The sequence below is a fragment of the Streptomyces botrytidirepellens genome (genome assembly GCF_003721215.1).
Classification (GTDB): Bacteria; Actinomycetota; Actinomycetes; order Streptomycetales; family Streptomycetaceae; genus Streptomyces; species Streptomyces himastatinicus.
In genome coordinates this window covers 58,408-77,721 of record NZ_RIBZ01000313.1, presented here as the reverse complement: position 1 = coordinate 77,721, position 19,314 = coordinate 58,408, and the positions used below count along the sequence as shown (strand labels likewise).

General features: G+C 70.6%; 16 protein-coding genes and 1 pseudogene. 6 read left to right on the top strand and 11 right to left on the bottom strand.

The window, feature by feature from the left end; all coding sequences use genetic code 11:
- The 8 genes from EEJ42_RS26855 to EEJ42_RS26820 all read right to left on the bottom strand — a co-directional run.
- On the bottom strand, positions 1–485 hold a 485-nt coding region (locus EEJ42_RS26855), incomplete at its 3' end, for a serine dehydratase beta chain (protein ID WP_281291516.1).
- Between the two features lie 76 nt (positions 486–561).
- Entirely contained in the window at positions 562–1,746 is a 1,185-nt protein-coding gene (locus EEJ42_RS26850) for an NAD(P)/FAD-dependent oxidoreductase (protein ID WP_123103762.1), read from the bottom strand.
- A gap of 76 nt (positions 1,747–1,822) precedes the next feature.
- A complete protein-coding gene (solA, locus tag EEJ42_RS26845; RefSeq protein ID WP_123103760.1) occupies positions 1,823–2,977 on the bottom strand; it encodes an N-methyl-L-tryptophan oxidase in 1,155 nt (384 codons plus the stop codon).
- A gap of 101 nt (positions 2,978–3,078) precedes the next feature.
- Positions 3,079–3,708: an MBL fold metallo-hydrolase gene (locus tag EEJ42_RS26840; protein ID WP_123103758.1), complete on the bottom strand. Its 630-nt coding sequence runs from the start codon at positions 3,706–3,708 to the stop codon at positions 3,079–3,081.
- Positions 3,705–4,790 (bottom strand): S-(hydroxymethyl)mycothiol dehydrogenase, encoded by a 1,086-nt coding sequence (locus tag EEJ42_RS26835; protein ID WP_123103756.1) that lies wholly within the window; start codon positions 4,788–4,790, stop codon positions 3,705–3,707. Before EEJ42_RS26835 ends, EEJ42_RS26840 begins: the two co-directional genes overlap by 4 nt.
- Before the next feature lie 286 nt (positions 4,791–5,076).
- A complete protein-coding gene (locus EEJ42_RS26830; RefSeq protein WP_123103754.1) occupies positions 5,077–6,477 on the bottom strand; it encodes an MFS transporter in 1,401 nt (466 codons plus the stop codon).
- Positions 6,478–6,556: 79 nt separating this feature from the next.
- Positions 6,557–7,453 carry a bifunctional methylenetetrahydrofolate dehydrogenase/methenyltetrahydrofolate cyclohydrolase gene (locus tag EEJ42_RS26825; RefSeq protein ID WP_123103752.1) on the bottom strand — a complete coding sequence of 299 codons (897 nt, stop codon included), beginning with the start codon at positions 7,451–7,453 and terminating at the stop codon, positions 6,557–6,559.
- Positions 7,454–7,467: 14 nt separating this feature from the next.
- Positions 7,468–9,909, bottom strand: a complete 2,442-nt coding sequence (locus EEJ42_RS26820) for a GcvT family protein (protein WP_123103750.1) — start codon at positions 9,907–9,909, stop codon at positions 7,468–7,470.
- Between the two features lie 198 nt (positions 9,910–10,107).
- Between EEJ42_RS26820 and purU the strand changes: the two genes are divergently transcribed.
- The gene (purU, locus tag EEJ42_RS26815) at positions 10,108–10,980 is read left to right on the top strand and encodes a formyltetrahydrofolate deformylase (RefSeq protein WP_123103748.1); all 873 of its coding nucleotides are present in this window, start codon (positions 10,108–10,110) and stop codon (positions 10,978–10,980) included.
- 61 nt (positions 10,981–11,041) lie between these two features.
- Positions 11,042–11,839 (top strand): IclR family transcriptional regulator, encoded by a 798-nt coding sequence (locus tag EEJ42_RS26810; protein ID WP_123103746.1) that lies wholly within the window; start codon positions 11,042–11,044, stop codon positions 11,837–11,839.
- A gap of 66 nt (positions 11,840–11,905) precedes the next feature.
- Here EEJ42_RS26810 and EEJ42_RS26805 read toward each other — a convergent pair whose 3' ends face one another.
- Together EEJ42_RS26805 and EEJ42_RS26800 are read right to left on the bottom strand one after the other, a co-directional pair.
- On the bottom strand, positions 11,906–13,027 hold the full coding sequence (locus EEJ42_RS26805; RefSeq protein WP_123103744.1) for an aromatic ring-hydroxylating oxygenase subunit alpha: 1,122 nt from the start codon (positions 13,025–13,027) through the stop codon (positions 11,906–11,908).
- 169 nt (positions 13,028–13,196) lie between these two features.
- A complete protein-coding gene (locus EEJ42_RS26800) occupies positions 13,197–14,165 on the bottom strand; it encodes a GntR family transcriptional regulator (protein ID WP_123103742.1) in 969 nt (322 codons plus the stop codon).
- Between the two features lie 158 nt (positions 14,166–14,323).
- Here EEJ42_RS26800 and EEJ42_RS26795 point away from each other — a divergent pair, with 158 nt between their 5' ends.
- The 4 genes from EEJ42_RS26795 to EEJ42_RS26780 all read left to right on the top strand — a co-directional run bounded on the left by EEJ42_RS26795 (position 14,324) and on the right by EEJ42_RS26780 (position 18,140).
- A complete protein-coding gene (locus EEJ42_RS26795) occupies positions 14,324–15,433 on the top strand; it encodes an FAD-dependent monooxygenase (RefSeq protein ID WP_123103740.1) in 1,110 nt (369 codons plus the stop codon).
- Between the two features lie 391 nt (positions 15,434–15,824).
- A complete protein-coding gene (locus EEJ42_RS26790; RefSeq protein WP_123103738.1) occupies positions 15,825–16,670 on the top strand; it encodes a putative RNA methyltransferase in 846 nt (281 codons plus the stop codon).
- A 38-nt stretch (positions 16,671–16,708) separates the two neighbouring features.
- The gene (locus tag EEJ42_RS26785; protein WP_123103736.1) at positions 16,709–17,635 is read left to right on the top strand and encodes an ADP-ribosylglycohydrolase family protein; all 927 of its coding nucleotides are present in this window, start codon (positions 16,709–16,711) and stop codon (positions 17,633–17,635) included.
- Between the two features lie 43 nt (positions 17,636–17,678).
- Positions 17,679–18,140 (top strand): GNAT family N-acetyltransferase, encoded by a 462-nt coding sequence (locus EEJ42_RS26780; RefSeq protein ID WP_123103735.1) that lies wholly within the window; start codon positions 17,679–17,681, stop codon positions 18,138–18,140.
- A gap of 46 nt (positions 18,141–18,186) precedes the next feature.
- On the opposite strand, the pseudogene EEJ42_RS26775 reads toward EEJ42_RS26780, so the two are convergent.
- A pseudogene (locus tag EEJ42_RS26775) lies at positions 18,187–19,106 on the bottom strand (peptidoglycan-binding protein).
- Positions 19,107–19,314: the final 208 nt, after the last annotated feature.

Genomic DNA, 19,314 nt, shown 5'->3' with positions numbered 1-19,314 from the left:
TCCTCGTCGACCACGAAGCCGCCGCCGACCGAGTAGTAGGTCTTCTCCAGCAGCGGATGGCCGGACTCGTCGTACGCGAAGAGCGTCATGCCGTTGGCGTGGTACGGCAGGGAGCGGCGGCGGTGCAGGATCAGCTCGTCGGACTCGTCGAAGTCGATCTCGTGGGCCGGGCCGATGTCGGCGCCGAGGAGGCGGAGGCGCCCGGTGGCGCGGATCCGTTCGACGTCCGGCTCGGCCCGGGCCACGTCGACCGTGTGCGGCTCGTTGCCCTCCAGGCCGAGCAGGACGGCCTTGGGGGTGCCGTGGCCGTGGCCGGTGGCACCGAGGGAGCCGAACAGCTCCGCCCGCACCGCGGCGGTCTGGGCGAGTAGGCCGTCCTGCTTCAGCCGGGTGGCGAACATGCGGGAGGCCCGCATCGGGCCGACCGTGTGCGAGCTGGACGGGCCGATGCCGATCGAGAACAGGTCGAAGACGCTGATTGCCACGCCATACTCCGTGGGGGCGGGATCGCGGGCGCGATCCCGCCGGGTTGTCGGTTACGGGTCCGGGTGGAGCGGATGTTTACTCCGTCAGGGCAGCGACGCGGGGCGCGGTGAGGGTGCGGCGGAGCCGATTGAACAGCTTCGGCTGGTTCATGCACAGCACGGCGACGGCGGCGCCCTCGTGGCGGTAGACGGCCGCGAAGGAGCGGCTGTCGACGTCGCCCTCGACCACCTCGGGCTCGGCTCCGGGGACGACGTGCCCGGCGAGCTGGATGCGCACCCGGTACTGGTCGGACCAGAAGTGCGGTGCGGTGCACGGGGGTTGGGCCGAGGTGCCGGAGAGCAGCGTGCGGGCGGCGGTCTTCGCCTGCTCGGTGGCGTTGCTCCAGTGCTCGATGCGGGCGTGCCGTCCGGTGAAGGGGTGGGGGCAGCGGGCGACATCGCCGACCGCGACCACGCCCGGGACACTGGTCGCGCAACCGGCGTCGCACACCACGCCGTCGTCCACGGCGACGCCGGAACCGGTGAGCCAGTCGGTGGCGGGCCGCACCCCCACCCCGACGACGACAATGTCGGCGGGCAGCAGGCGACCGTCCTCCAGTTGGACGCCGGTGACCCGGTCGTGGCCGGCGAATCCCGCCACGCCGGTGCCGCACAGCAGGCGCACCCCGTGATCGGTGTGGAGCGAGGAGCACACCAGCCCCATGTCGCGCCCCAGTTGGCGTTCGAGCGGTACGTCGAGCGCCTCGACCACGGTGACGTCGAGGCCGAGCCGGTGGGCGGTGGACGCCACCTCGGCGCCGATGAATCCGGCGCCGATGACGACGACCTTGGGCAGGCCGTCCAGCAGCGCGGCGCGCAGCGCCTGGGCGTCGTCCAGGGTGCGCAGGGTGTGGACACCGGCCATCCCGTCCGTGCCGGGGAGCGTCCGGGGGGTGGCGCCGGTCGCGACGACGATCCCGTCGGTGCGTACCTCGCGCCCTCCGGCGAGGGTGACGGACCGGGCCGCGGTGTCGAGCCGCACGGCGCGTTCGCCGAGCAGCCACTGCGCCCCGAGTTCCCCGTACTCCTCCGTGTCGCTGAGCATGAGGGCGTCGGCGCCGACGTCGCCCTTGAGGAACTCCTTGGACAGCGGCGGGCGGTCGTACGGGTCGTGGCACTCCTCGCCGACGACGACGATGTCGCCGTCGAAGCCTTCCGTGCGCAGCGCGCGGACCGTGCTCAGGCCCGCCAGCGATGCTCCGACGACGGTGATGCTCCTCATGCGGACTCCCCGACGGATGCGTGGCGCGGGACGATCATGGGGTACCTCCGGGTTGCGAGCCGCCTCGCATGCGCGACTAGATGTCGGGGCGCACGCGGCGGGGGTCGAACAGCGCGATGGGGTGTTCGGTGGTGCCCTCGGTGGCGAGGTCGGCGAGGATCTCGCCGACGACGGGTACGAACTTGAATCCGTGGCCGGAGAATCCGTAGGCCACCGTCACCCTCGGGTGCTCGGGGTGCTGGGCGAGGACGAAGTGTTCGTCCGGGGTGTTGGCGTACATGCAGGCCGTGGCCTTGAGGAAGCGCGTGGGCAGGGTGGGGACGCGCAGCCGCAGATACTCGGCCATGGCCCCGATCTCCTCGGAGCGGACCCGGCGGTCGACGGTCTCGGGGTTGCTGGGGAGGCCCTTGCGGAAGAAGGCGACCTTGGCGCCGCCCTCGGGGCCGTCGAGGGCGGGGAAGCCGCAGATCTGCGTGCCGTCCGCGTCCTCCCAGATGTACACGGGGTGCCGGTCGGCGGTGAACGGGCCGGTTCCGCCTTCGGGCTGGAACCAGTACATGACCTGCCGTTCCACCGTCACGGTCACGCCGAGGTCGGAGAGGAGGTTCGACGCCCAGGCGCCGGGGGCGATCACCAGCCGGTCGGCGGTGTAGATGCCGCGGTCGGTGACCACCCACGCCTTGCCGCCCGGGCCGTCGGCCTGCCATCCGAAGACGGTTTCCACGAAGTGCAGGTCGGCGCCGTGGACGCGGGCCAGGTCCAGATGGGCGGTGACGGTCGCCTCCGGCCGCGCCACACCGGCCTTGCGCTCGTAGAAGGCGAGATCGTCGGCGCCCGGTTTGAAGGTGGGGAAGCGGCTCCGGATGTCGGTGGCGGTGAGGACCTGGTGGTCCAGGCCCCACTGCTGGGCGCTGCGCAGCGTACCGGCGAACGCCTGGCTGTCCTCGCGCCCGATCACGAGGCCGCCGGTCTGGGTGAACACCTCGTGGCCGGAGTCGGCGGCCAGCTTCTCCCACAGTTCGTGGGCGCGGAGCAGCAGGGGCACATAGGCCGGGTCCTCGAAGTAGGCCTGCCGGTAGATACGGGATCCGCCGTGGCTGGAGCCGAGGTTGTGGGCCGGGCCGAAGCGCTCCAGGCCGAGTACTCGCTGCCCGCGGGCGGCGAGGTGGTAGGCGGCTGCGCTTCCCATCCCGCCCAGACCGACGACGATCACGTCGTACGAAGGGGCCATCCGTCCATCTCTCCTGGCTCGCCTGGAAACTCTGCCGATAATGCGTAGGTTCTGCGGGTACCCATGGCTCTCCTCTCAGATTCGGGTTCTCTGACGATGCGTCAATGTCCCCGGGTCACCCATGCGTCGAGATGCGGCGCCTCGGCCCCGATCGAGGTGGTGCCGCCGTGGCCGGTGTGAACGGCGGTGGCGGCGGGGAGGGCGAACAGCCGGTCGCGGATGGAGGCGATGATGGTGCCGAAGTCGGAGTAGGAGCGGCCGGTGGCTCCGGGACCGCCCTGGAAGAGGGTGTCGCCGGAGAACAGGGCTCCCAGCTCGGGCGCGTACAGGCAGACGGCGCCGGGCGCGTGCCCGGGGGTGTGCAGCACGTACAGCCCGGTGCCGGCCACGCTCAGCAGTTCGCCGTCGACCAGCTCCCGGTCCGGTTTCCGCTGGGGGTGTACGGACTTCCACAGCACCGCGTCCGCCGGGTGGAGCAGGATGGGCGCGCCGGTGCGGGCGGCGAGGGCGGGGGCGGCGTTGATGTGGTCGTTGTGGGCGTGGGTGCACACGATGCCGACCAGGTGGCGGTCGCCGACGGCGTCCGCGATGGCCGCTTCGTCGTGTGCGGCGTCGATGACCATGACTTCCCGTTCGTCACCGATCAGCCAGACGTTGTTGTCCACCTCCCAGCTGCCCCCGTCCAGCTCGAAGGTTCCGGAGGTGACCAGGTGCTCGATGCGCGCCGTCACAGGATCACCACCGAGCGCAGGACCTCGCCGCGGTGCATCTTGGCGAACGCGGCCTCGACGTCGTCCAGGGTGATCTCCTCGGTGACGAAGCGGCCGAGGTCGAATCGGCCCTGCTGGTAGAGGTCGACCAGGGCGGGGAAGTCCCGGGAGGGCAGGCAGTCGCCGTACCAGGAGGACTTCAGGGCTCCGCCACGGCCGAAGACGTCCAGCAGGGGCAGGTCGACGGTCATCTCCGGGGTGGGGACACCGACCAGGACCGCGGTCCCGGCCAAGTCGCGGGCGTAGAAGGCCTGCCGGTAGGTCTCGGGGCGGCCGACCGCGTCCACGACGACGTCGGCGCCGAAGCCGCCGGTGATGGCGCGGATGGCCTCGACGGCGTCGGTCTGGGAGGAGTCGATGGTGTCGGTGGCGCCGAACTCCTCGGCCCACTTCAGCTTCCGCTGGTCGACGTCGACGGCGATGATGCGGCCGGCTCCGGCCAGTTTGGCGCCCGCGATGGCGGCCATGCCCACGCCGCCGCAACCGATCACCGCGATCGAGTCCCCGCGGCCGACGCCGCCGGTGTTGACCGCGGCGCCGAACCCGGCCATCACGCCGCAGCCGAGCAGTCCCGCCGCGGCGGCCGAGGCGGTCGGATCCACCTTGGTGCACTGCCCGGCGGAGACCAGGGTCTTCTCGGCGAAGGCGCCGATGCCCAGGGCCGGGGACAGCGGGGTGCCGTCGGCCAGCGTCATCGACTGGGTGGCGTTGTGGGTGTCGAAGCAGTACCACGGTTTGCCCTTGCGGCAGGCCCGGCACTGACCGCAGACCGCACGCCAGTTGAGCACGACGAAATCGCCGGGCGCCACGGCGGTGACGCCCTCGCCGACCGCCTCGACCACGCCCGCGGCCTCATGGCCGAGCAGGAAGGGGAACTCGTCGTTGATCCCGCCCTGCTGGTAGTGCAGGTCGGTGTGGCAGACACCGCACGCCTGCACCTGCACCAGCGCCTCGCCCGGGCCGGGGTCCGGCACCAGGACGGTCTCCACCGAGACCGGAGCGCCCTTCTGCCGGGCGACGACGGCGCGTACTTCGTGTGTCACTGTCGCTCTCCTCGTTGCGGGGCGGCCGAATGCGCGGTTCCGGCCGGTTGTTTCGGATGGCGGGGGCGCCGTGTCGCTCCGGCGGAGCGATCGGCGAGGGAGGGGAATGAACTCCGCTGTCCGCGGGGAGCACGAACGGCGGGCGGTGTACTGAACGGCGGGCCGACCGACCCCCGGACCGATGTGCCGGGAGCGTGGGAGGACCGAGACCGAGCCGTCGCGTTTTGTTGCGCATGGCGCGTGCCGCTTCATTATGGGCAACAATCTGTCTTCCGGGCGACCGCTGTCAAGGAGTTGGCCGGGCGAACTTTGCCTGCGGCGCGTCGGCCTCCGAGCCCTGCCGGGAACGGCCGGGAAGTGCGCTGGTCTCCGCCAGGGTGCGGCCCTTCGTCTCCTCGGCCCACGCCACGGACACCAGCCAGCCCACGAGGGTGATTCCGGCGCCGATCAGCATGGTCGTGCCGATGCCCAGTCTGCTGAGGGAGATCGGCAGCAGATAGGTACCCGCGGCGGCGCCGATCCGGCTGATGGAGGTGGCCACGCCACCCGCGGTGGCCCGGATGTTGGTGGGGAACAGCTCATTGGGATAGGTCCACTCCAGCACCGTGGGGCCACCCGAGAGGAGGGCATAGGTACAGAAGCACACGATGACCACTCCGATGGGGAGCGACGAGCCGCCCCCGAGCACCACGAGCGGGACCACCATCAGGGCGAACGACCAGGTGATGACGGGGCGTCGCCCCACCCGGTCCACCAGGCGCAGCGCGGGGAGGCAGCCCAGTACGAACACGATGCTGATCAGCGCCGAGCCCAGGTTGCTGGTGTGGCCCTCGCCGAGGCCGAAGGAATCCAGGATGGCGGGGCCGAAGGTGTACAGGGCGAACATCGGCGTGATCTGGCACATGTAGAACAGCCCGCAGAACAACGTCCGCCGCAGATAGGTGCCTTCGAACAGGTCACGGATCTGGTTTTTCTCCACGGACTGCTCGGCGGCCGAGGCCACGAGCAGCTCGTCGATGGGGATGGTGCGCCCGAGGGCCCGTTGGATCGCCTTCTGGGCATCGGCGGTGCGGCCCTTGTTCACCAGCCACAGCGGGGACTCGGGGGTGCCGACGCGCAGCAGCAGGATCACGGCGCTCAGTACGGCGCCGGAGGCGAGCATCCACCGCCAGGTACCGTCGCCGCCGATCTCGGCCATGACGTAGCCGACCACGTAGGCGGCCGCCGCACCGACGTACCAGGAGAGGGTGAGGATGCCGAGCAGTCGGCCCCGGTGCCGGTTGGGCACCCATTCGGCCAGCAGGGACGTCGCGATCGGGTAGTCGGCGCCGATGGCCATGCCGAGTACGAAGCGCAGCACGACGAACTGCCAGGTTTCGGTGGCGAACACCGACAGCAGCGATCCGCCCACCAGGACCGCCAGGTCGACGGTGTACATCGCCTCACGGCCGAGTTTGTCGGTGACGGCCCCGAAGAACAGGCCTCCGACGAAGATGCCGACCAGGGCGGCGGCGCCGATGAGGCTCTCGTCCCCCGTGGTCAGCTGGAGCTCGTTGCTCATGCCGACCAGCGCGACGCCGATGATGCTGAGCAGGTAGCCGTCCAGGAAGGGGCCACCGGCGCAGGCCCAGGTGAGTTTTCGGTGGAACCCGCTCAGTGGCGCCTCGTCGATGGCGGGGATGGACATCTGACCTCCCGGGATGGGGGACGGTGGATTGCGTCGCCGCGGGGCGCTCGGGCCGGTCGGGGCCCGGAGGACGGGGTGCTCATCGCGCGTCGGACAGCTGCGGCTGGAGAGGCTCCCGCGCGGGCGCGGCGGCGGTGCGTTCGGCGGTTTCGACGACGTTGGCGAGCAGCATGGCCCGGGTCATGGGGCCGACACCGCCCGGCATGGGGGCGACCCATCCGGCGGCCTTGGCGACGTCCGGGTGGACGTCGCCGAGCAGGCCGTCTTCCGTGCGGGTGATGCCGACGTCGAGGACGGCGGCGCCGGGCCGGATCATGTCCGCGGTGACGATTCCGGGGGAACCGGCGGCCGCGACGACGATGTCCGCGTCGCGTACGTGCCAGGCCATGCCCGTGGTTCCGGTGTGGCACAGCGTCACGGTCGCGTTCTCGGACCTGCGGGTGAGCAGCAGTCCGAGGGGGCGGCCGACGGTGACGCCGCGGCCGATGACGCAGACCCGGGCCCCGGCCAGGGGCACGTCGTGGCGGCGCAGCAGTTCGACGACGCCGCGTGGGGTGCAGGGCAGGGGGCCGTCGACGCCGAGCACGAGCCGGCCGAGGTTGGCCGGGTGCAGTCCGTCGGCGTCCTTGGCGGGGTCCATGCGAGCGAGGACGGCGCCGGTGTCGAGGCCGCGGGGCAGCGGGAGCTGCACGATGTAGCCGGTGCAGGCGGGGTCGGCGTTGAGTTCGTCGACGACGGCCTCGACCTGCGCTTGCGTGGCGTCGGCGGGGAGTTCGCGGCGGATCGAGGCGATGCCGACCTGGGCGCAGTCGCGGTGTTTTCCGGCGACGTAGGCGTGGCTTCCGGGGTCGTCGCCGACGAGCAGTGTGCCGAGGCCGGGCGCCGCGCCCCGTGCGGTGAGGACGGCGACGCGGGCGGTGAGTTCGGTGCGGATCTCGGCGGCGGTGCGGCGTCCGTCGAGGACGTGTGCGCTCATGGGGTTCCTCTTCCTTAAGCGCGCAGGCGCTGCATGGACGGGTCGAACAGGGGTTCCTGGGCGACGGTCGCGGGGATCCGCCGGCCGAAGTAGCCGATGTGCAGGGTCCGGCCGGGGGTGGCGAGTTCGGCGGGGAGCCAGGCGTAGGCGATGCCCTTGCCGATGGTGTAGCCGAAGGCGGCGCTGGTGACGTAGCCGACCGGGCGGTCGCCGTCGTACACGGGCTCCTTGCCCATGACGACGGACCCCGGGTCGTCGATGGTCAGGCAGGTGAGCCGCCGGGCCACGGATTCCGCGCGCCGCTCCAGCGCGGCCTTTCCGATGAAGTCGTCCTTGTCGCGCTTCACGGCGAAGCCGACCCCGGCCTCGTACGGGTCGTGCTCGTAGGTCATGTCGGTGCCGAAGGAGCGGTAGCCCTTCTCCAGGCGGAGGCTGTTGAACGCGCCGCGCCCGGCGGCGATCATCCCGTGTTCCCGGCCCGCCTCCCAGAGGGTGTCCCAGAGCTTGGTGCCCATGTCGGCGGTGGTGTACAGCTCCCAGCCCAGTTCGCCGACGTAGCTCAGCCGCATGGCGGTGACGGGGACGGCGCCGATGTGGGCGCGCCGGGCCCGGAAGAACTTCAGGCCCTGGTGGGAGAAGTCCTGGTCGGCCAGGGGTTGCAGGACCTCGCGCGCCTTCGGGCCCCACAGGCCGATGCAGCAGGTGCCGGCGGTGACGTCGCGGACCTGCACCGACCCGTCCTCGGGCAGGTGGCGGGGGAACCAGTCGAGGTCGAGGTTGCCGTTGGCGCCGACCTGGAAGTGGTCGCGCCCCAGGCGGGCGACGGTCACGTCGCTGCGGATGCCGCCGTCGTGGTCGAGCGTGAGGGTGTAGGTGACGGAGCCGACGGACTTGTCGACGTTGCCCGTGGTGAGGTGCTGGAGGAAGGCGGCGGCCCCGCGACCGGTGACCTCCAGGCGTTTGAGGGCCGTCATGTCGTACATCGCGACGTTCTCCCGCGTGGCCTGCGCCTCGGCGCCGACGATCGGCGACCAGTGGCGGGCCGCCCAGTCGCCCGGCACGGGGATGTTCCGCCCCGCCACCAGGGCGCCGTTGGCCTCGTACCACTGGGGCCGCTCCCAGCCGTTCGCCTCCAGGAAGACGGCGCCCAGGTCCCGCTGGCGGGGGTGGAAGGGGCTGGTGCGCAGGGGCCTGGGCGCGCCGGGCGGCTGGAGGGGGTGGAGGATGTCGTACACCTCGGCGAAGTTCTGGCAGCCGCGGGCCGTGACGTACTCCGGGGCGAGCTGGTGGGGCTCGAAGCGGTTGACGTCGCACTCGTGCAGGTCGAACGACGAGCAGTGGCCGTCGACGAGCCATTCGGCCATGGCGCGGCCGACGCCCGCGGAGTGGGTGACCCATACGGCCTCGGCGACCCAGAAGCCCTTCACGTCCGGGGACTGGCCGAGCAGGGGCAGTCCGTCGGTGGTGAAGGAGAACAGGCCGTTGATGCCCTCCTCGACGTCGGCCTCCTTCGTCGCGGGCAGCAGGGCCTGGGTCTCGGTCCACGCCTCGGCGAAGTCGTCCTCGGTGAAGCGCAGGACGGAGGGCATCTCCTCGGCGGCGTCCACGGAGAGGATGTCGTCCGCGTCGATGGGCATGGGCCGGTGTCCGTAGGAGCCGATGCCGAGCCGGTCGAAGCGGTCGCGGTAGTACAGATCCGCGTCCTGGTGGCGCAGGATCGGGCGGATGGCTTCCCGGTCCTGCCCGGCGAGGGCGGGCACCGGGCCGGTCCAGGCCAGTTGGTGGGCCAGCGGGGTCAGCGGGAGGTTCATGCCGACCATGCGGGCCACCTTGGGTCCCCAAATCCCGGCGCAGCACACGACGATGTCGGCGGGGATCTCGCCGTGGTCGGTGAGGACGGCCGTCACCCGGTCGTCGTCATCGGTGCGGATGCCGAGGACCTCGTGGCGGCCGAGGGTGCGTACGCCGCGGGCGCGGGCGGCGCGGAGCTGCGCCTCGACCGCGAGGACGGCCTTGGCCAGGCCGTCGGTGGGGATGTGCAGTCCGCCGAGCACGCGCTCGCGCGCCACCAGCGGGTGCAGCTCGACGCAGCTCTCGGGGCCGATCACCCGGGCCTCGATGCCCCACGAGGCGAGCCAGCCCTGCCGTCGGTGGAGCTCGTCCAGGCGCTCGGGGGTGGTGGCGACCTCCAGGCCGCCGACCTCCAGGAAGCAGGGCTGTCCGTCGAGGTCGAGGGAGCGGAACTTCTCGACCGTGTAGCGGGCCAGCTCGGTCATGGTCTTCGAAGAGTTGGTCTGGAACACCAGGCCGGGCGCGTGGGACGTCGACCCGCCGGTGGCGGGCAGCGGGCCCTGGTCCACGACCGTCACGTCGGTCCAGCCTCGGGAGGACACTTCGTCCGCCAGCGCCGCCCCCACGACGCCCGCGCCGATGATGACCACTCGCGGTCCCGCCATCACAAACCTCCAGTTGCGGTCAGCGCAACGTGCCTCGCATTGCGCAACTCACAGTGCAGGGGGCCCAGGGGGCTGTCAAGGGTCGGATCAGGGAGACGGCCGGCCCGCAAAAGCCCCCTTGACCGCTCGGCCACCGCACTGGAGCATGTTGCGCATCACTCACCATGTTGCGCCATACGCACCACGATGGAGGTTGCCATGTCTCCTCGACCGCAGCCCGGCCGCGAGTTCGTCCTCACCCTTTCGTGCCCGGACCGGGCCGGCCTCGTCCACGCCGTGGCCACCTATCTCGTCAGCCACTCCGGCAACATCCTGGAGAGCCAGCAGTTCGACGACCGGCGGCAGGACCGCTTCTTCATGCGGGTGCACTTCGACGTCCTGGACCCGGAGATCTCCCTGGCGGAGCTGCGGACCGGTTTCGGGCCGGTGGCCGAGGCCCACCGGATCACCTGGCAGCTGCACGACGCGTCGACCCCGACCCGCACGCTGATCATGGTGTCGAAGTTCGGCCACTGCCTGAACGACCTGCTCTTCCGCAAGTCCACGGGCGCCCTCAAGGTCGACATCCCGGCGATCGTCTCCAACCACCGCACCTTCGAGCCGCTGGCCCGGAACTACGGCATCCCCTTCCACCACATCCCGGTGACCCCGGAGACGAAGCACGAGGCGGAGGCGCGGCTGCTGCGCCTCGTGGACGAGTTGGACGTCGACCTCGTGGTCCTCGCCCGTTACATGCAGATCCTCTCCGACGACCTGTGCAAGCAGCTCGACGGCCGGGCGATCAACATCCACCACTCGTTCCTGCCGAGTTTCAAGGGCGCGCGGCCGTACGTGCAGGCGCACGAGCGCGGCGTGAAGCTCGTGGGGGCCACCGCCCACTACGTCACGTCCGACCTCGACGAAGGCCCGATCATCGAGCAGGACGTCGTCCGCGTGGACCACTCGCGCGCCCCGGACGAGCTGGTCACCATGGGCCGCGACGTCGAGGCCCAGGTGCTCGCCCGCGCCGTGGAGTGGCACAGCGAGAGCCGGGTACTGGTCAACGGCAACCGTACGGTCGTCTTCCGCTGACGGCCGCCCGCGGCGGGTCCTGACCGGCGGGACCCCGTTCACCTGCACGTATAGTTGCGTTATGGGCAACTACACGGCAGATGGTGGAACAACAGGTCCCCCCGGGACCGGGGTGCAGTCCGTCGACCGTGCCGTCAGCGTCATGGAGATCCTCGCCCAGCGCGGCGAGGCGGGCGTGAGCGAGGTCGCCGCCGAGATCGAGGTGCATAAGTCGACCGCGTTCCGCCTGCTCGGGGCGCTGGAGGCCCGCGGTCTGGTCGAGCAGGCGGCCGAGCGGGGCAAGTACCGGCTCGGCTTCGGGATCGTGCGCCTGGCGGGCTCGGTCATGGGCCGCCTCGACATCACCCAGCAGGGACGCCCGGTGTGCGAGCGGCTGGCCGAGGAGATCGGCGAGACCGTCAACATCGCCGTCCTGCGCGAGCACTACGCGGTCAACCTCTACCAGGTGCGCGGCCCGGGCGCCGTCGGCACCCACCGGTGGGTCGGGCAGCTCACCCCGCTGCACGCCACGTCCAGCGGCAAGATCCTGCTGGCCCACCTGTCCGCGAAGGAGCGCGCCGCGGCGCTCAAGGCGTCCGGGATGGAGAAGCTGACGCCGCGCACCCTGACCGCCAAGACCAAGCTGGAGAAGAACCTCACCGAGACGCGGAAGCGCGGGTACGCGGTAACGCTGGAGGAACTCGAGATCGGACTGCACGCCATGGCGGCCCCGATCCGGTCGGGCGACGGCGAGGTCATCGCCGCGCTCAGCGCCTCCGGCCCCGCCTACCGGTTCACCGAGGAGCGCATCCCCGAACTCGCTCCCGTGCTGGTCAAGGGTGCCGAGGAGATCAGCCACCGGATGGGCTACGCGGGCTGAGCCCCACCCGGCCCGGAGCGCGGGCCGGTGGCGCCTGAACGTCGGGGGCCGGTCGGCCGCGCTCCGCTACGCGCCGAGGCGGGTCTGGAGCCAGGTGTGGAAGGCGCCGATGTGGTGCTCGCTGGGCACCAGGACACCGCCCTTGATGTACGCCCGCGACTCCATCCCCGGCTGCGTACGCTCGCACGCGTCGAAGTCCTGCTGATTCACCCGGTGGAACAGCTCCACCGAACGCCCCACATCCGCACCGCTGTCGACCACATGCGGAAGGTAGAGCCAGTCGCACTCCACGACCGTGCGGTCGGCCGCCATCGGATACATCCGGTGGAAGATCACGTGGTCCGGCACGAGGTTGATGAACACCTGCGGCCTGACCGTCATCGCGTAATAGCGACGGTCCTGCCCCTCGGCCACCGTCGGAATCCGGTCCAGCCCCTCCGAGCCGTCGACCGTGAAGCCCTGGGCCTCTTCCCCGAACTCCGCGCCATGGCCCACGTAGTACTGCGCCGCGAAACCATCCGCGAACTCCGGCAGCACCTCCGTCAGCTCCGGATGGATCGTCGCGCAGTGGTAGCACTCCATGAAGTTCTCGATGATCAGCTTCCAGTTGGCCTGTACGTCGTAGGTGATACGCCGCCCCAGCCGCAGCCCGTCGATCCCGTAATTCCCGATCGCCTCGGCATCCCCCAGCCGCTCGGCCACCACGCCGATCACGTCCTCCTCGAACGAGGGAGGATCGTCGGCCAGGCACACCCACACGTACCCCAGCCACTCCCGGACGTGGACCTTGACCAGCCCGAATGCGACCCGGTCGACATCCGGCATCGACGTCAGGTTCGGCGCCGCCACCAGCTTCCCGTCCAGACCGTAGGTCCAGGCGTGATACGGACACTGAAACGCCCGCTTCACCTCACCCGACTCCTGCGTGCACAGCCTCGCGCCACGGTGCCGACAGATGTTCAAGAACGCCTTCACCGAACCGTCCCGGGCGCGGGAGACCAGCACGCTCTCCCGCCCCACCTGACAGGTACGGAAACTCCCCGGCTTGTCCAGCTCCGCGGCACGGGCCACGCAGAACCACATGGCCTCGAAGATCCGCTCCTGCTCCGCCGCGAAGATCTCGGGATCGGTGTAGAACTCCCCCGACAGCGTGGAGACCAGGCTCGGGGACGCACTGGTGGTGGTCATCGATGTCACCTCAGGAGATGTCAGGCGCACACGCGACCGGCGCCGGGCCGTCGTCGGGCGTCGTGCGTCGGGGCGCCATCGACGGTTCGCGATGACGCGTTCCTTATTGTGCAACATGGAGCGCATCGCGCAACAGAGTCTGAGGGCGCGGGCCTGGCCGCCGTCGCTGTCAGCGGCCTTCGACGAGGGGGGTCAGGCCGTCGAGGAGGGCCGACAGGCCGGAGGCGAACAGATCGTCGAGGCGCAGGTCATAGCCACCGGTGCCGTCGGTGCCAGCAGTAAAGGATCCGACCACCCTGGCGAAGGTCGGGAAGCGGCCGGATTCCACCAGCTCCCGGAGGGCGGGTGCCCGGCTGTCCATCCACTCATCTTCCGACTGGCCGGTGGAGGCTTCGGCGTGCGCCTCCCACTCCAGGTTCACCGCCAGGCCCTGGACATGGCTGTAGATCAGTACGTGGATGTCGAACAGCGTGGTCGGATCGAGACCGTGGCCGTCGAGGGCACTGAGCATCCATTCGCCGTGGGCAATCAGGTTGGGCACCATCAACGGGCGGGTGAGGGAGCCGAGCTGGGCCAGCCACGGGTGCCTGCGGTACAGGGCCCAGAGGGTGCGCGCACCCAGCTCGATGCGTGGCCGCCACCCTTCGGGTGCGTCGGCGAGGTAGGTCTCCTCGCCGAATGCGGCATCGGCCATGAGGAGGACGAGATCGTCCTTGCTGGGCACGTATCGGTAGGGCGACATGGTGGCGACGCCGAGCCGGGCCGCGACACCGCGCATGGAGAGAGCCGGGAGCCCTTCGGCATCGGCGATGGCGATGGCGGTACGGACGATCCGGTCGAGGGTCAGCTCCTGCTCCGGGGCCGGGGCGGGCGACACGGGTTTGCGGGGCGGCGTGACGGGAGCGGTTCCGGCGACGACGGTGCCGGTCCGGGGGCGAGTCTCGACCAGTCCCTCGAGGCGCAGGGTGGTCAGGGCCTTGGTGGCGGTGGCGAGCGCGACGCCGTACTCCCTGGCGATCTGGCGGGTCGAGGGGACCCGGTCCCCGGGGGCGAGTTCGCCGTCGCTGACGCGTTGGCGGATCTCGGCGACGATGCGCAGGTAGGGCGGCTGCCCGGATGCGTCCGTGTGCTTCGTCACGTCCTGCCACCTTTCGGTTCTGTACTAGTGCAGAGGTTATCAGCGAGGACGCCGAGGGAGGGGTAACTGCCCTAGTACAGGGCGCGCATTGGGCCTGTTGAAGCCGCCTGCGCGTACGGCATACGTTCACTGCACGTACAGCGTATCGGAGGCATCCCATGAAGACCGTCCTCATCTCCGGCGGCGGCATCGCCGGACCCGTACTCGCCCACTGGCTTCACCGCCACGGCTTCGAGACCACCGTCGTCGAACGCGCCCCGGGCCCCCGCCCCGGCGGCCAGGCGGTGGACATCCGCGGCGTCGCACTCGACGTCGTCGAGCGGATGGGTCTCCTGGAACAGGCGCAACGCGTGCGCACCCGGATGCGCGGCATGTCGATCCTCGACCCCGACGGCCACGAAATCGATCGCTCCACCGAGGTGGCCTTCAGCAGCGGCCGCCTCGACAGCGATGACATCGAGCTGCTGCGCGATGACCTCGTACGGATGGTGCACGAGCACACGCGCGCGGAGGTCGAGTACCTCTTCGGCGACAGCATCACCGCGCTCGATGAGGACACGAACGGCGTGCGCGTCGACTTCGCCCACGGGGCGTCCCGCACGTTCGACCTCGTGGTCGGGGCCGACGGCCTGCACTCGACCGTTCGGCGCCTGGCCTTCGGCCCCGAGGACCGTTTCGCCCATCACCTGGGCAGCTATCTCTCCGTGTTCGGCGCGGACAACTTCCTCGCCCTGGACCACTGGCAGATATGGCTCCGGGACGGCGACGTGGGCTTCGGCATCATGCCCGTCCGCGACAACACCGAACTCAGGATCGCCTTCGGCTTCCAGTCACCCCCTCTCCCCCACGACCGCCGCGACAGCGGCACCCTTCGCCGACTCATCGTCGACAAGCTCGCCTCCCTGAGATGGGAAGGGTCCCGCCTGGCCGCGGCGGCAGAGAAAGCGCCCGACTTCTACTGCGACGCCATGGCCCAGACCCGGATGGATCACTGGTCGCGGGGCAGGGTGGCCCTTCTCGGCGACGCCGGTTACTGCCCCTCCCCGCTCTCGGGGCAGGGCACCAGCCTGGCTCTCGTGGGTGCCTACGTGCTGGCCGACTGCCTCGCCCGGGCGGACGGCGACCATCACGTGGCGTACTCCCGCTACGAGCAGCGGATGCGCGCCTTCGTCGACGTCAACCAGGCCCTGGCCACGGAGAATCCCGGCGGGCCCGCGACCGAGGCCTCCGTCGCGCACGCCAAGAACGCGCTCTCGCTGGACGGCTGATTGCCACGGTGTCTCGTTGCGAGCTCCCCGGCCACCAGCTCGGGTGGATATCCCCACCCAGGATCTTTCGGGCCCGCCGGTGGACCGCGCGCTTCGTCTTGCCGAAGATCCTGGAACAGGCCAAGGCCCACGCCCCGGGGCGGCCTCGTAGACTTGCCGCGTGGCATTCATGAGCGTCCCGCACTACTGCTTCCTGTGATCGGAAGTCCTTGAGGGCGATGCCGGACGGCGTCGCCCTCCTCGGTGTGCCCGCTGCGTGAACCACGTTCCCCGTGCTGCCCGTAAAGGGCGGCCGGACGTGGGGCGTTCCGTTCCCTTTCCTTTATGACGGCGCCCTTCCGCGCGCGTGCGGGCACGGTCCCTTCCCTTCACCGTGTGCCAGGAGTGCCTCATGCCCGCGTTGCTTCGCCCCGCCCTCGAACCGTTCCTCGACCTGTTGCGCTGCCCGACCTGCCATGCCCGCCTCCACCCCGATCGCGGCGCGCTGCGCTGCCCGGCGGGTCACACCTACGACATCGCCCGCCACGGCTACGTCAGCCTGTTGACGGGCAACCGCGCCACCAGCGGCGACGACGCGCCCATGGCGCGGGCTCGGGCCCGGTTCCTGGCCACCGGCGGCTATGCGCCCATCCGCCGGGCCGTGGCCCGTCTGGCGTCCGACGACATGCCCGAGGAGGCCACGGTCGTGGACGTGGGGTGCGGCACGGGCTACTACCTGGCGGGCGCACTCGACCAGTTGCCGGGCGCCCGTGGTCTGGGGCTGGACACCTCGGTGCGCGCGCTGCGTTCGGCTGCCCGAGCCCATGCACGAGCGGCGGCGGCGACCTGGGACGTCTTCCGTCCCTTCCCGCTGGCCGACGGGGTGGCGGACGTCGTGCTGGATGTGTTCGCCCCGCGCAACCCTTCCGAGTTCCGCCGAGTGCTGCGCCCGGCAGGCCGGTTGGTCGTCGTACGTCCCACCGGCCGCCACCTGGCCGAGCTGCGCGGGTTGCCCGCGATGGTCTCGATCGATCCGGCCAAGGAACAGCGTCTGCACCGAGCGCTGGCCCCCTGCTTCGAGGCCACGGTCACGGAACGCGTCGAGTACGCCCTGCCCCTGACCGAGCAGGAGGCGCTCGACCTGGTGGGGATGACACCGAGCGCACGCCACGGGGCCCCGGCGGACCTGGCCGACAGCGGTTGTCTGCCCGGCCAGGTCACCGTCTCCGTGCTGGCCACCGCCTTCCGGGCCCGGTGACCGCGGGCGGACGGAGGCCTGCTCGGTAGCCTGTTCGGATGGACTGGGAGGAACGGTCGGTCGGTGCGGTCGTGGGCTCGGCGGTGGGTGATGCGCTGGGAGGCCCGTTCGAGTTCGGCCCCGAGGGGGCGTTCTCCGCCCGGTTCCCGGTGCCGGGGATCGGCGGCGAGATGTGCGGAGGAGGCGGCTGGGATCCGGGTGAGGCGACGGACGACACGCAGATGGCGGTCCTCGTCGCGGAGTCGTTGATCGAGCGGGGCGGGCTGGATCTGCCGGACATCTTCGCCCGCTTTCAGCGATGGGCCGTGTCCGAGCCGAAGGACATCGGTTTGCAGACCGAAGACGTGCTCACCAACGGCATGCCCTGGGACCTGGCCGCCGCCATCCACTTCCAGGTCAACCTGCGGGCGGCGGGCAATGGATCGCTGATGCGGGCATCCACGTCAGCGGTCCACTTCGCCCGCCACGGACGGCAGGCCACCATGGACGCGGCACGGCGCATCGCCGCCCTCACCCACGGCGACCGCGCCGCCTGGGAAGGCACCGCTGTCTTCCACGAACTCGTACGGCTCGCGCTCCACGGCGCCGATCCTCTCGCCGCGCTCCCGGAGATCGTGGACCTGGTGCACCCCGGGCACCGGGACCGGTACGCGGCCGTCCTCGCCTCCGACTGGCATCCCGACCAGGCCACCGAGGTCAACGGCGCTGTCTGGCCCTGCCTGGGCTCCGCCGTATGGGCGCTTCGCACCACCGGCACGTTCGAGGAGGCGGTACGGGCGGCGATCGACCTCGGCGGCGACACCGACACCGTCGCCGCGGTCACCGGTGGCCTCGCCGGTGCCTGCTACGGGCGCGACGCCATTCCGGCCCGCTGGACCGGGCCACTCCACGTTCCGCTGCCGGGCTTCGGCCGGGTGCTGCGGCTCCCGGATCTGCTCGATCTCGTCCGTCGTCTCGTGACCTGACCCGCGGCCCAGCGGGATGCACAGGCTGCCATGATGGCCCTTCATGGACGTAGTGATCACGCAGGCCGAGACAGCCGACATCCACCGGGTGCTGGAGCAGCACTCCCGGTACTGGGGTGAGCGAGATCTTCGCAAGCTCCACCTCGTGGCCCTGGTGCACGAGTTCCCGTCAACGTGCCTGGTGGCCCGGGCCGATGACGGCATCCGCGGGTATCTCCTCGGTTTCGTCACGCCCACCGGGACGGGATATGTGCACCTGATCGCCACGCGGGACGATGCCCGGGGCACTGGACTCGGGCGGCGTCTTTGGGGGGCGTTCACGGATGCCGCGCGTCAGCAGGGCGCACAACGGCTGAAGGCGATCACGTCCGTGCAGAACACCGGCTCGATCGCCTTCCACCGCAGCCTCGGATTCACCGCACAGATCGCCGAGGATTACGACGGTCCCGGCCGCCCCATGGTGCTCTTCGACCGGCTCCTGCCGGCGGAGGGCGCGGCCTGGTAAGACGGGGGGCGGGACGGCGCGCGCCGTCCCGCCAGGTGGTATCGCTCTATACGTTCGGGACGCGCAGCTTGTCCCAGCTCTTCTTGCCCGGGATGCCGTCGGCGTCATCGCCCGAGTAGCCGAGCTTCCGCTGCCACGCCGCGTACGACTTCTTGTCGGCGTTTGTCCACTCCGGGCCCGGGCCCTCCTCGTAGTGGTCACAGCCCTCGGCGACGAGACGCTTCCCCATCGCGGTGATGATCTTGCTCTCCCTGCCGTTGCGGAAGAAGTCGGCGCCCGGGAAGGGCTCGTACGACGCCGGGGGCTTCGGCTTGGTCTCGGTGGCGCCATCGGGCTTCTTGGCGAGCCGCTTGCCGATGCGCGTGCGCATGGAGCTCATCGTGAAGCCCCGGGGGTCCACCTTGCCCGGCTGCCACTCCAGGTGGCCGATCACGGACCGCTCGCTCCAGCCGTGGGCGCGGCAAATGGCGGCGGACACCTTCTCGATGGCCAGCTTCTGCGNATGGCGGCGGACACCTTCTCGATGGCCAGCTTCTGCGCCTCCGGCCACGGGTCCTCGCCGTCGCCGAGGTTGACGCATTCGAAGCCGTAGAAGCGGGCGTTGCCGTCCTTGTCGGCCTCGTTGTCGCTCGGCAGCCTGGTCTCGTTGATCACCGCGTTCAGGACGTCGTTGTCGCCCATACCCGCGTGGTTGGCGCGGCCGTTGCCGACGAGGTGGACCTCGCCCTTCTTGTCGATGACGCCGTGGCACAGCGGTCCGGGCAGCGAGGCGTGGCCCTCGTAGCAGAGTTCGACGGAGCTGGCGGTGCCCGAGGTGACGGTGTGGTGGATCATGACGCCGTTCACCGGACCCCAGGCGCCCTTGGAGTTGCGGTTGTGCGAGCGCCAGTTGCGGACTTCGTGGACGGTCAGACCCTCGTCGCGCAGGGCCTTCAGAAGTCTGTCGGCGCTCAGGGGTGTTGCCATAGGGAGTGCTCCTTCGGTGCCGCTTGGTATGTGTCTATATACGGATGCCCGGATGGCATGACTCAGTTGCGGTCGGTGTGCGGTGCACCAACTGCCGTACGGGCGTGCGATTTCGGCCTTGGAGTTGGACATGGCGTGCGCAGCGCGGCCTGTTCGGTCCGGCCGGTGCGCGGGGGATGTCGGTAGCATCGCGGTGAACCGACAGTGG

What these genes read in the sequence shown, in the direction of transcription:
- EEJ42_RS26850 (WP_123103762.1), bottom strand. Translation starts at nt 1,746, where the DNA reads ATGAGGAGCATCACCGTCGTCGGAGCATCGCTGGCGGGCCTGAGCACG.
- solA (WP_123103760.1), bottom strand. Translation starts at nt 2,977, where the DNA reads ATGGCCCCTTCGTACGACGTGATCGTCGTCGGTCTGGGCGGGATGGGA.
- EEJ42_RS26830 (WP_123103754.1), bottom strand. Translation starts at nt 6,477, where the DNA reads ATGTCCATCCCCGCCATCGACGAGGCGCCACTGAGCGGGTTCCACCGA.
- EEJ42_RS26825 (WP_123103752.1), bottom strand. Translation starts at nt 7,453, where the DNA reads ATGAGCGCACACGTCCTCGACGGACGCCGCACCGCCGCCGAGATCCGC.
- EEJ42_RS26820 (WP_123103750.1), bottom strand. Translation starts at nt 9,909, where the DNA reads ATGGCGGGACCGCGAGTGGTCATCATCGGCGCGGGCGTCGTGGGGGCG.
- purU (WP_123103748.1), top strand. Translation starts at nt 10,108, where the DNA reads ATGTCTCCTCGACCGCAGCCCGGCCGCGAGTTCGTCCTCACCCTTTCG.
- EEJ42_RS26810 (WP_123103746.1), top strand. Translation starts at nt 11,042, where the DNA reads ATGGGCAACTACACGGCAGATGGTGGAACAACAGGTCCCCCCGGGACC.
- EEJ42_RS26805 (WP_123103744.1), bottom strand. Translation starts at nt 13,027, where the DNA reads ATGACCACCACCAGTGCGTCCCCGAGCCTGGTCTCCACGCTGTCGGGG.
- EEJ42_RS26795 (WP_123103740.1), top strand. Translation starts at nt 14,324, where the DNA reads ATGAAGACCGTCCTCATCTCCGGCGGCGGCATCGCCGGACCCGTACTC.
- EEJ42_RS26790 (WP_123103738.1), top strand. Translation starts at nt 15,825, where the DNA reads ATGCCCGCGTTGCTTCGCCCCGCCCTCGAACCGTTCCTCGACCTGTTG.
- EEJ42_RS26785 (WP_123103736.1), top strand. Translation starts at nt 16,709, where the DNA reads ATGGACTGGGAGGAACGGTCGGTCGGTGCGGTCGTGGGCTCGGCGGTG.
- EEJ42_RS26780 (WP_123103735.1), top strand. Translation starts at nt 17,679, where the DNA reads ATGGACGTAGTGATCACGCAGGCCGAGACAGCCGACATCCACCGGGTG.